This window comes from Streptomyces sp. NPDC100445 (assembly GCF_044759735.1).
Taxonomy (GTDB): Bacteria; Actinomycetota; Actinomycetes; order Streptomycetales; family Streptomycetaceae; genus Streptomyces.
The window spans coordinates 192,797-203,772 of sequence record NZ_JBIVZV010000007.1; the positions used below are offsets into that span (position 1 = coordinate 192,797).

Genomic DNA, 10,976 nt, shown 5'->3' on the forward strand with positions numbered 1-10,976 from the left:
GCGGCAGTTGTCCACAGGCCTGCCGGACCGGGCGGCCGATACGGAATCCTGTGACCATGTCCCGCGATCACCTCCAGCCGGCCCCCACCGGCAGCGCCGAGGCCGCCTACCTCGACCTGCTGGCCCGCGACGCCTCCGCGGAGGCCTACGAGCAGCCCGTCCTGCTCGCCCGGGCCGGCGGCGAGCCGGCCGGGCGGATCGCGGCGCTCGAAGAGGCCAGACTGCTCGCCCTGCGCGTCCGCGCGGAACTCGAGGGGCGCCGGCGCCGCGAGGCCGAACTGTCCGCGCTGTTCGAGACCGCCCACGACCTCGCCGGCCTGCGCGACCTGGACGCCGTCCTCCAGGCGATCGTGCAGCGCGCCCGCTCCCTGCTCGGCACGGACGTCGCCTACCTCAGCCTCAACGACCCGGAACGCGCGGACACCTACATGCGGGTCACGGAGGGCTCCGTCTCCGCCCGCTTCCAGCAGCTGCGCCTCGGCATGGGCGAAGGGCTCGGGGGACTGGTCGCGCAGACCGCGCGGCCGTACGTCACCGACGACTACTTCCAGGACGACCGGTTCCAGCACACCCTCGCCATCGACGGCGGTGTCCGCGACGAGGGTCTGGTCGCCATCCTCGGCGTCCCCCTGATGCTCGGCCCGCACGTGATCGGCGTCCTGTTCGCGGCGGACCGGCGGGCACGCGTCTTCGAACGCGGGCAGATCGCCCTGCTCGGCTCCTTCGCCGCGCTCGCGGCGGCGGCCATCGACACCGCCAACCTGCTCACGGAGACCCGTTCGGCCCTGGCCGGACTGGAGCGCGCCAACGAGATCATCCGGGACCGCAGCGCCGTCATCGAACGCGCCTCCGACGTGCACGACCGGCTCGCCGAACTCGTCCTGCGCGGCGGCGGGGTCCACGACGTGGCCGCGGCCGTCTCCCAGGTCCTGGACGGCATCGTGGAGTTCACCGAGCCACGGACCGCACCGGCCGCCGCCGTCGAGGCGTCCCGCGCCGAGGGCCACGCCGTACGGCACGGCGGCGACTGGACCGCCGCGGTGACCGCCGGCGGTGAACTCCTCGGCGCACTGACCCTGCGCGGCCACCCCGGGCTGGACCCCGTCGACCAACGCACCCTGGAACGCGCCGCGATGGTCACCTCCCTGCTGCTGCTCGCCCGCCGCTCCGCCGCCGAGGCCGAACAGCGCGTGCGCGGCGAACTGCTCGACGACCTGCTGGACGCCCGCGACCGGGACCCGCGCCTGCTGCGCGAACGCGCCGGCCGGCTGCACGCCGACCTCGACGCCCCCCATGTCGTCCTCGCCGCCCGCCTCGACGGGCCGGCGGCCGACGCCGACGAGGCGGCGGCGGCCCGCCGCCGGCTGTGGTCCGCCGCGTCCCACCTCGCCGCCACCCGGCACGGCCTGGCCGCCGCCCGCGACGGCGGCACCGTCCTGCTGCTGCCGCTCGCCACCGGGGACACCGCCACCGAGGTGGCCCGACGCGCCGCCCGCGAGCTGGGCACGGCCGTCCACCAGCCGGTCACCGTCGGCGCCTCCGCGCCCGTCACCGCCCTCACCGCGCGCCCCGAGGCGGTGGCCGCCGCCTACACCGAGGGCCGCCGCTGCCTGGACGCGCTGCGCCTGCTGGGCCGCGCCGGGGACGGGGCGGCGGCCGAGGACTTCGGCTTCCTCGGTCTCCTGCTCGCGGGCGAACGGGACGTCGCCGGCTTCGTCGACCGCACCATCGGCCCGCTGGTGTCGTACGACAGGCGGCGCGGCACGGAACTGCTGCGCACCCTGGAGGCGTATTTCGACGGCGGGATGAGCCCCGCGCGCACCAAGGACGCGCTGCACGTCCATGTGAACACGGTGGCGCAGCGGCTGGAGCGCGTGGGCCGCCTGCTGGGCGCGGACTGGCAGACACCCGCCCGCGCCCTGGAGATCCAACTGGCACTGAGACTGCACCGGCTGGCCACGCCGGGACGGCTCTGACCGGCCTTCTCACGGAAGCCGGCCGGAGCCGCCCGGAGGCCGCCCCGAGCCGTCCGGTCAGGGCCGTCCCGGTCGGACGGCGGGTGCCTGCGCGACCGAGCCCGACGCGGCAGGCTCCCCGACCGCACCCATGCCGTCCCCCTCGTCCCCGGCGAGGTCCCGGTGCCGTGTCTCCCGGGCGAGCGCCACCGCGACCAGGGTCAGTACGGCGGCGGCGATCACGTACAGGGCGATCGGGGTGGAGCTGTCGTAGTCGGAGAGCAGCGCGGTCGCGATGAGCGGAGCCGGCGCGCCCGCGGCGACCGAGGCGAACTGGGCGCCGATGGACGCGCCCGAGTACCGCATCCGGGTGGCGAACATCTCCGCGAAGAACGCGGCCTGCGGTGCGTACATGGCGCCGTGCAGCACCAGTCCGACGGTCACGGCGAGGACCAGGGACCCGAACGACCCGGTGTCCACGAGCGCGAAGAACGGGAACGCCCACAGGCCGACACCGGCGGCCCCGAACAGGTAGACGGGCCGCCGCCCGACCCGGTCCGACAGCGCGCCCCAGGCCGGTATGACGGCGAAGTGCACGGCGGAGCCGACGAGTACGGCGTTGAGCGCGGTCTGCTTGGAGACACCGGCCGAGGTGGTGGCGTAGACGAGGATGAACGCGGTGATGACGTAGTAGCTGATGTTCTCCGCCATTCGCGCGCCCATCGCCACGAGCACGTCCCGCCAGTGGTGCCGCAGTACGGAGACGAGTGGCATCGGCTCCGTCCCGTCGTCCTTCCGGGCCGCGGCCCGCTCCAGCGCCTGCTTGAAGACCGGGGACTCGTCGACGGACAGCCGGATCCACAGGCCGACGACGACGAGCACGCCGGAGAGCAGGAACGGGATCCGCCAGCCCCAGGAGCCGAAGGCGTCGTCGGATAGTACGGCGGTCAGCACGGACAGCACGCCGGTGGCCAGCAACTGCCCGGCGGGCGCGCCGGTCTGCGGCCACGAGGCCCAGAAGCCGCGCCGTCGCGGGTCCCCGTGCTCCGACACCAGCAGTACGGCGCCGCCCCACTCACCGCCGAGCGCGAACCCCTGGACCAGCCGCAGCACGGTGAGCAGCACGGGCGCCGCGCTGCCGACGGTCGCGTGGGTCGGCAACAGTCCGATCGCGAACGTCGCCCCGCCCATCAGCACCAGACTGAGGACCAGCAGCTTCTTCCGCCCCAGCCGGTCACCGTAGTGCCCGAACACGAGCGCCCCGAGCGGACGTGCCGCGAACCCCACGGCGTAGGTGAGGAACGACAGCAGCGTCCCGACCAGCGGATCGGAGTCCGGGAAGAACACCTTGTTGAACACCAGCGCGGCGGCGGACCCGTAGAGGAAGAAGTCGTACCACTCGATGGTGGTGCCGATGAGGCTGGCGGCGACGATACGGGGGAGGCTGGCGGGGGGTGGGGGAGCGGTGGTTCCGGAGGCCATGTGCGCCACTTCCTCGTGTGCGGTGGGGACGGGTACGTGTCGGCACACGGTAGGAAGATGCAGGTCAGGGGCACATGTGGTGGGACACCATAGTTCGGGGGTCGGCTATGCGCGCGGCCACCATGCCGGCGGCCGTGTGTCTGTGGCGACCCTGCTGAGCGAACCGGACTTCTCCATCGCCTCCTTCCTGCTGTCCGTGCTGGGCGTGGGCAGCTTCCTCAACCTCCTCGCCTTCCTCGAACGGTACGCACCGGATCCGGTGACACAGCGCATCACCCACCTCGTCCGCCAGGACGAGGCCCGGCACGTCGCGTTCGGCCTGGGCCCTTGAGCACCGCAGCACCGTTGACGCCCGGCTGAGGGGCCGCCTGCGAGCCGCTGTAGAACGGCGCCACGAAGCCCTGGCGCACACCGCGGGCCTGAACGCGGACGTGTTCGACGCACTGGTGCTGCTCGCAGCGGGTTCCTGGTCTCCGGAGGCCATCGCACGTGGATGGCAGGCGGTGCAGCGGTTGCGAGCCGACATGGACGAGGGGCGGCGCCACCGGCTGTCGCGGCTGGGTTTCACCGACGAGGAGGCAGCGGACCTTTCAAAGCTGCACACACGCAACTTCATGTGACGGCGAAGGGGCACTGCTGGCTCATGGAGCCGATTGACGCTGGCGACGGCGACCGTTCCCGAATGGCGAAGTCGGTCACCTCCGTCACCGAGTGTCGAAGTATTCCGCGATCGTGTCGATGAACTCGTCGGACTCCACATCGGTGAGGACGACGACCTCGTCGCCGGCCTCGAGGCGGGTTCCGGCCCGTGGGATCAGTAGGGCACCGTTCCTGATGACGAGGGCGATCCAAACCGTGCCCGGCAGGTCCAGGTCATGGACGTCGGCCCGGTCGGCGGCAGCCCCCGCTTGGACCTCGTAACGGTGGACCCCGGCAGGCGGCTTCCTGAAGCGGACGCCGAGGGGCCACGGCCTCAGAGGCGGGGCCTCCCGTAGTGGAACGCCGCAGCGCCGGGCGAGCCATGGGATGAGGGTGCCCTGGATGAGGATGGACGCCGCGACGACGACGAAGATGATGGCGTAGATGGAGCGGCCGGCAGCTTCGTGACCGGTGACCACGAAGCTGCCCAGCAAGATGGGCACCGCGCCTTTCAACCCGGCCATGAGCAGGAAGAGCCGTTCGCCGGTGCGTAGCCGCACCGGCTGAAGCAGGAGCATCAGGACGGCGGGACGAACCACCAGAAGGGCGAGGACGGCCATGACGGCGCCGCGTCCCCACGCATCGAGTTCGTCGAAATCCCTCAAGGTGATGGTCAGACCCAGCGCGGTGAATGCCGCGATCTCGCCGAGGCTGGCAAGGGCATCGTGAAACCGTTCGATCTCGCGTTCGAATGGCACTCCTCGATCCGCGACTACCGCACCGGTGATGAATACCGCCAGGAATCCGGAGCCCTGAGCCACGGTCGCGAGCCCGTAGATCACCAGGGCGCCCGACGAAGCGGCCAGCGAGTACAGTCCCTGTCCCGGCAGATGGATGCGTCGCAGGACATAGAGCAGGGCAAGACCCCCTCCCACACCGACTGCCGCTCCGACCGTAATCTGTTCGAGGAACACCAGAGCGACATGGCCCACCGCGGCCCCTGCCGTCCGCCCGCCGATCTCCAGGACTCCCGCAAGCAGGGCGATCCCTACCGGGTCGTTCAAGCCTGCTTCTGCGTCCAACAGCACACCGGTGCGGCCACTGATCTCCTTGCGGCCGAGCGCGGAGAACACGGCTGCCGGGTCGGTGGGGGCCAAGGCGATGCCGAGCAACAGCGCGGGGTGCCAGGCGAAGCCGAGCAGCAGGTGCGCCAGCGCCCCGATCGCTCCAGCGATGAGGACCGTCCCTGCGAGTCCCAACCAGGAGGCCGCGGCCAAGGAGTGCCGCAGCTTCCGCCAGCCCAGCGACGCGCCGCCGTCGAGAAGCACGAAGATGAGCGCGATGGTGACGACGCGCTGCACCGTCTCAATGGGAATGTTGCGCAGGCCCGGCACGAAATCGGAGACCACGGCCGCGGCCAGCAGGAAGAAGGCGGGAGCTGGCACCCGCGTCCGCCGGCTCAGCGGGTGCAGCGCCAGAGCGCCGGCCATGACCGCGCCGATCACCAGAACCGCCCAGCCCAGTGACACCACGTCCTGTGTCATACGGACCGCTCCCTCCCACACGACAGGCGTCCACGAGGCGAGCTGCGGCCTGGTAACGCAGGCCTTCCGCCGCCGCCCATGGACGGTGCGCGGAGCGCCATGCAACCTCCTTCGTCGGTTTGCCTGGCGGGGTACCCCTGACCCGGCAACCACAACGGCGGGTGGTCGGTCGTGTGTCTTTGCACACGGGCGCCGAGAGGGGCACCGGTCGACCGGCGCTGCGCGAGTCAGTCCTCGTGGGTCCGGCGGTGCGCCATGGCGTCCGCGATCCGTCTGGTGGATTCCTGAGCGGTGGCCAGATCACGGGGATAGGTGCGCATCGCCACCAGTCCGAGCAGTCCCGCGCCTATCAGTGCGAGCAGGAAGAACAACAGTGTGAACTCCAGGCCGGTGCTGTTATCGCCACCGTGCCCGGCGAACACGGTGGTGGAGAAGTAGCCGAACAGGGTCGGGGCAACGGCTTCGCACAGGGTTCGTAGCATGGTTCGCACCCCCTCGCCTGTGCCCCACAGCAGCGGGGGGAGGATGTCGAGGCGAGCGGCGTCCAGCGGCGGGTTCGCCGCGCCCAGCAGGAGTGTGCCGACGATGAGCAGGGGCAGGGCCACGCCGAGTAGGTCGACGTACAAGGCCGGTGCGATGACGAAGGGCACCGCCAGCATGCAGACGGTGGGCACCAGAGCCCGGGCGTTCACCCTTCCGTCGCGTAGCAGCCGGTCGGCGACGCGCCCGCCGGACAGGACGCCGGCCAGGGCGCCGATGCCCACGACGAGTACGAGGGATGTGGCGACGGAGGTGGTGATGCCGTAGTGGCCGGTGGAGAAGAGGATGGCGAACGAGCGCAGCCCGGTGAAGTAGAAGTAGCCGAGCGAGGACGCCAGGATCAGGACCACGTTGGTGCGGACACGCAGGACGTAGCGGATCGACCACCATGTGGACGCCTTACGCGGATCCGAATCGATGATGAGTGCGCCGCGCGGTTGCACCTCGGCCCGGCGTACGGCCCGTGCGGCCAGGTCATCGCCTTGGCCGCCGGATCCGGCCGACCGTGCCGGCTCCCGCGGTCCATCGGGCGCCTGCTGCGGGCTGTACATCCCGCCACGCTCGGGCTCGGGAAGACGGTGCAGGAAGATGACGAGAACGCCGGCCGGAATCACCAGCCACCAGAAGGCGAACCGCCAATTGAGAAAGGAGCCGATGGAACCCGACAGCGCAAAACCCAGGCCCGTGCCGACCAGTTCGCCGGCCAGAACGAGACCGTACATGCGGGCCCGGTCCTTGATGGGGAAATAGTCGCCCATCAACGAGGCGATGGTGGGTCCGCTGGTCGCGCTGACCGCTCCCAGTGCCGCGCGCGAGGAGATCAGCCACCCGTACGAGGTGCTCATTCCTGCGAGAAGCATCGCCGTGGCCCACAGCGCCACGCTGACGGTGAGCAGCCGTGTGCGACATGTGCGGTCGGTGAGCAGCCCCACCGGAATGGTGAACAGGGCGCTGGAAAGAGCGACCACCGAGACCAGCAGCCCGATTTCGGTGTTGCTGATGCCGAACGTGTGCTTCAGCTGCGCGGCCATGGCCGAGACGGTGCCCTTGTCCGCACCGTCCACTGCCAAGGTGGCGGCCAGGGTGAGGACGATCCTGGCCCGGGCGGGACCGCCGAGAGCCTGGAGTCCCCGCTCCATGATCTGCGCGGGCTTCAGTGCCTTCATCTGCCCCTCGCGCGCGTTGCTTCCGACTTGCCTTGCCGGCCGGGATCGCAGTTCTCCTCCTGGCCGCTCTTGTCGCTGAGCAGAGGTGAGCGGAGGACCATCACTGCGGTGACAGCCGCGGCGGACAGCACCGCCAGCACGACGAGGAGGCCGACGCGCACGTCTTCGTCGAACACCAGCGTCCCCCAGAGGATGGCAACCACTGGGTCCGCCATGGTCAGGCCGGGTTGCGCGGCCAACAGGGGGCCTGCGTGCATCGCCGACTGCAACAGGAACATCGCACCCGCGCCGGCGGCGATCATGGCCCACAGCTGCCGGCTGGTGAACAAGACGGCCAGACCGTGCGAGAAGACGTCGGTCATGCCCTTCATCAGGGCGGCTGTCAGCCCGAAGGCGCACCCGGTCGTCGCCCCCAGAACCGCGGCCCGGCTCGGCCCCGAAGCGCTACGTGCCCACAACAGCCCGATCCCGATCACCAGCACAGTGGTACCGCAGCCGAGCAGCCAGCCCACCCAGGAAACGGACGAGATTCTCCCGCCGCTCGACCCCGAAGCCACGATCAGCCCGGCCACCCCCGCCGCCACCACCGCAGACGCCCACCATTCCCGATGACCGAGTCGGCCCCCGAGCAGAACGGCGGACAGTATGAGTGCGGCCGGCAGTTCCAGAGCGAGGAGCGGCTCCACCACGGAGATGCTTCCGGCGCCCAGGGCGACCGCCTGTAGCAGAAAGCTGGCGATGACGAACAGGATCCCACCGGACCCCACCGGCCGGTGCAGCAGGTGCCACACCAGGCGCAGCGACAGGTTCTCCTCGGCGGGCCCCTCCCGTGCAGCCTTGCGTTGAAGCGCCGAGGCAAGGGCGTTGCATGTGGCTGCGAGGACGGCCAGCAGGGCGCTGAGCATGAGATCAGCCGAATACAAGGGCCGGCAGCGGTACCGACCGGATCCGGGCGGGGACGAGAGGAAGAGGGCTGACGGTCACTCTCACTGGGTGGCCGTTTTGTCGCCCGCCACACCGTGTGAGCGGAGGCTTTTGTCTTCGGCCGCTTCATCACCGAGCACCGGATGTCCCTCGTGAACGGTCCGCCGGCACACGCTGTGGTCGATCGGGTGGTGTGTTTCGGCACGGGTACCCAAACACGGCACGCGGTCGGATCGTCCACACAATGGCAGGTGAATTCCTTGGAGCCCCACAGCGCCCCAGCGGGCTGGATCGAGGTGATCGGCTGGGTGAGCCTCGGTCTCGCCGCCTCGAGCGCACTGCTCATCCTGATCGACATCGGGAGGGGCTACCGACAGAAAATGTGGATCATGAACCTGGTGTATCCGATCACGGCGTTGTACTGGGGGCCGGTCGCGCTCTGGTTCTACTGGGTGCACGGGCGGAAAGACGCACAGCCCGTGATCAGGAAGCGAGGCCAGCCGGACGCCGAGAAGTTGCCCGAGTGGCAGGTGATGTCCAAGGCGGTCAGTCACTGCGGTGCGGGCTGCACGCTCGGTGACATCGCCGGTGAGTGGATCGTCTTCGCCACGGGTCTGACCGTCGCGGGGAAGGCGCTGTACGCGGACTTCGTACTGGATTTTGTCTTCGCCTGGACGCTCGGTGTGGTCTTCCAGTACTTCACCATCGTGCCGATGCGCGACATGGGCCGAGCAGAAGGAATCCGTGCCGCGATCAAGGCCGACACCCTGTCGATCATCGCCTTCCAGATAGGTCTCTTCCTCGCGATGTGGCTGTACCAGGACGTCATCTTCTCCCCGGGCCTCCCGAAGACATCGGCGGCGTACTGGATGATGATGCAGGTGTCGATGGTGATCGGATTCTTCACCGCGTGGCCTGTGAACGCCTGGCTGGTCAGGGCGGGCCTGAAAGAACGGATGTGACATCGCCCCCAGCCACGCGTGACCTCCGGGGAGGCGAAGCGAAATGTGGAAGCGCTGGAAGAAGCAGGTCCGTGCGGTGCGTCTTGAGCTGTGTGATGTCTGCGCGGCGACGTTCCCTGAAGACGAGGCCGTACGTGGATACGTGCCCGACTCCTCGTCCGTGAGTCTTCGGAACGACTGGTTCGACGGCCTGCGGCTCATCACGGCGTGCAGCACCGAACACTTCGCCGCCGTGAGGACGACGTACCAGCGCCGGCCCTTTACGCAAGAGGAACTCTGGGCCGCGAAGGTCAACCACGTCCTGAGCAGTGGCCCGCCGGTTCTCACGTTGGTGGAGCTGGAGTGCCGGACCGGCCTGGACGAGACACAGATCAGACGCGCCATCGTCTGGCACAACGAACACGGCGGGTGGCGGACCGTGCAATGACGACGCTCTCGTCGGGCGGACCTAGCACTGTCTGCTGTATTCCTGCCGCTCTTCGCGTCAGCTACCGCAGGGTTCGCGATGTGGGCAGCCCGCCAGGGACCCGGCGACAGCCCGAGCAGCGGCCCCCTTACCGTGTTCGCGGCAGTGTGCGGGGTCCTGGCCTTGGGTGCGGCCGTCGACCTGGTGGTCCTGACGGTACGACGGCGACGCGAGCGCGCCGACGACGTCGCGTCCCTGTAGTGGCGGGACCGCATCCCGCCAGACGTGGACGGCCGCCGCGGCGGGTGCCCGCCGGGCCGGCCTTCCCCTGCCTGACATCACTGGCCATGCGGAGGCCGCCCCGCTGGTTCGGGCTCCAGGAAAGGGGTTACTGACCCTCCCGGTCGCGCACGAGGCCGTCGGGTCAGTCGCACAGCAGGTTGCGGCGAAGGGAATCGCACGACTTCTCCAGCAGCCGCGACACGTGCATCTGCGAGATGCCCACGACGGCCGCGACCTGTCGCTGACTCATGGAATCGAAGAAGTACAGGGCGACTATCGTCCGCTCCCTGGCCGGCAGTTCCCGTAGGAGCGACTTGAGCGCGAGCCGGTCGACCACTTGCTCCAGCATGGGGTCTTCGTCACCCACCGCTTCCGCCAGGGGAGGAGCACCGTCTCCCGTGCGCCGTGTGTCCATGGACAGCGGGTTGCGGGACTGATCGGCACGGAGCGCCAGCCGTACCTCGCCCTCGTAGAGGCCCGTCAGACGTTGGAGGTCCGACACGCTGCCGCCATCGCCGTGTCCGGCCCGTCTCATCTCCTCCTGGGCTCGGCGCACCCGCCGGTGCTTCTCCTGAATGTCGCGTGGCACGTGCACATCCCATGTGCAGTCACGGAGATGCCGCTTGAGTTCGCCGTCGATGGTCGGCACGGCGTAGGAGAGAAACGGGCGACCGCAGCGGGGATCGAAACGATTGATCGCTTTGACCAGACCTACACAGGCTACTTGGTACAGGTCCTCGCGACTGTCGATCGGCGCACCATAGCGCCGGGCGAGGCGCCGGGCGAGTGGGAGGAAAGCACGAACGACCCTCTCACGCAACACCTCGCGTTCCTGTCCGGGTGGGCAGGCTGCCATCCGGAGCAGCAACTCCTCGGACTCGTCCAAGGCTGCCCGGCCGGCCCGCTTGTCAGTAGGGGCTGGCGAATCATCCACCCGGGAGACTTTCGTCCAAGGCATGATGGCATGCCCACCTTCCTGTGAAGGGTATAGGTGGGTGCGCGAGCTACTCAGGAAGCGCTGGGCGCCCACCAGGGGCAGCCAGGTTCTTCCGGCTATGTGGTCGTGCGAGTGCCCA

Annotated in this window: 10 protein-coding genes; 5 read left to right on the plus strand and 5 right to left on the minus strand. The window is 69.7% G+C overall.

The window, feature by feature from the left end:
* The first annotated feature begins 56 nt into the window (after window positions 1–56).
* Window positions 57–1,976 (plus strand): helix-turn-helix domain-containing protein, encoded by a 1,920-nt coding sequence (locus ACIQVT_RS19065; RefSeq protein ID WP_403754569.1) that lies wholly within the window; start codon window positions 57–59, stop codon window positions 1,974–1,976.
* A gap of 57 nt (window positions 1,977–2,033) precedes the next feature.
* Here ACIQVT_RS19065 and ACIQVT_RS19070 read toward each other — a convergent pair whose 3' ends face one another.
* Window positions 2,034–3,437, minus strand: coding sequence for an MFS transporter (locus tag ACIQVT_RS19070; RefSeq protein WP_403754572.1), 1,404 nt, complete (start codon window positions 3,435–3,437; stop codon window positions 2,034–2,036).
* Window positions 3,438–3,573: 136 nt separating this feature from the next.
* Between ACIQVT_RS19070 and ACIQVT_RS19075 the strand changes: the two genes are divergently transcribed.
* Together ACIQVT_RS19075 and ACIQVT_RS19080 are read left to right on the plus strand one after the other, a co-directional pair.
* Window positions 3,574–3,768 carry a hypothetical protein gene (locus ACIQVT_RS19075; RefSeq protein ID WP_403754575.1) on the plus strand — a complete coding sequence of 65 codons (195 nt, stop codon included), beginning with the start codon at window positions 3,574–3,576 and terminating at the stop codon, window positions 3,766–3,768.
* A 100-nt stretch (window positions 3,769–3,868) separates the two neighbouring features.
* Entirely contained in the window at window positions 3,869–4,057 is a 189-nt protein-coding gene (locus ACIQVT_RS19080) for a hypothetical protein (RefSeq protein WP_403754578.1), read from the plus strand.
* Window positions 4,058–4,141: 84 nt separating this feature from the next.
* Here the strand turns inward: ACIQVT_RS19080 and ACIQVT_RS19085 are convergent, their stop codons facing one another.
* The 3 genes from ACIQVT_RS19085 to ACIQVT_RS19095 form a co-directional block, all read right to left on the minus strand.
* The gene (locus ACIQVT_RS19085) at window positions 4,142–5,620 is read right to left on the minus strand and encodes a cation:proton antiporter (protein ID WP_403754581.1); all 1,479 of its coding nucleotides are present in this window, start codon (window positions 5,618–5,620) and stop codon (window positions 4,142–4,144) included.
* A 227-nt stretch (window positions 5,621–5,847) separates the two neighbouring features.
* A complete protein-coding gene (locus ACIQVT_RS19090) occupies window positions 5,848–7,326 on the minus strand; it encodes an MFS transporter (protein ID WP_403754584.1) in 1,479 nt (492 codons plus the stop codon).
* Window positions 7,323–8,231 (minus strand): DMT family transporter, encoded by a 909-nt coding sequence (locus tag ACIQVT_RS19095; protein WP_403754587.1) that lies wholly within the window; start codon window positions 8,229–8,231, stop codon window positions 7,323–7,325. The genes ACIQVT_RS19090 and ACIQVT_RS19095 overlap by 4 nt, the downstream gene beginning before the upstream one ends.
* Before the next feature lie 162 nt (window positions 8,232–8,393).
* Between ACIQVT_RS19095 and ACIQVT_RS19100 the strand changes: the two genes are divergently transcribed.
* Window positions 8,394–9,212: a DUF4396 domain-containing protein gene (locus tag ACIQVT_RS19100; protein WP_403754590.1), complete on the plus strand. Its 819-nt coding sequence runs from the start codon at window positions 8,394–8,396 to the stop codon at window positions 9,210–9,212.
* A gap of 43 nt (window positions 9,213–9,255) precedes the next feature.
* Entirely contained in the window at window positions 9,256–9,639 is a 384-nt protein-coding gene (locus tag ACIQVT_RS19105; RefSeq protein WP_403754593.1) for a hypothetical protein, read from the plus strand.
* A gap of 403 nt (window positions 9,640–10,042) precedes the next feature.
* Here ACIQVT_RS19105 and ACIQVT_RS19110 read toward each other — a convergent pair whose 3' ends face one another.
* Window positions 10,043–10,858: a sigma-70 family RNA polymerase sigma factor gene (locus ACIQVT_RS19110; RefSeq protein ID WP_403754596.1), complete on the minus strand. Its 816-nt coding sequence runs from the start codon at window positions 10,856–10,858 to the stop codon at window positions 10,043–10,045.
* Window positions 10,859–10,976 lie beyond the last annotated feature (118 nt).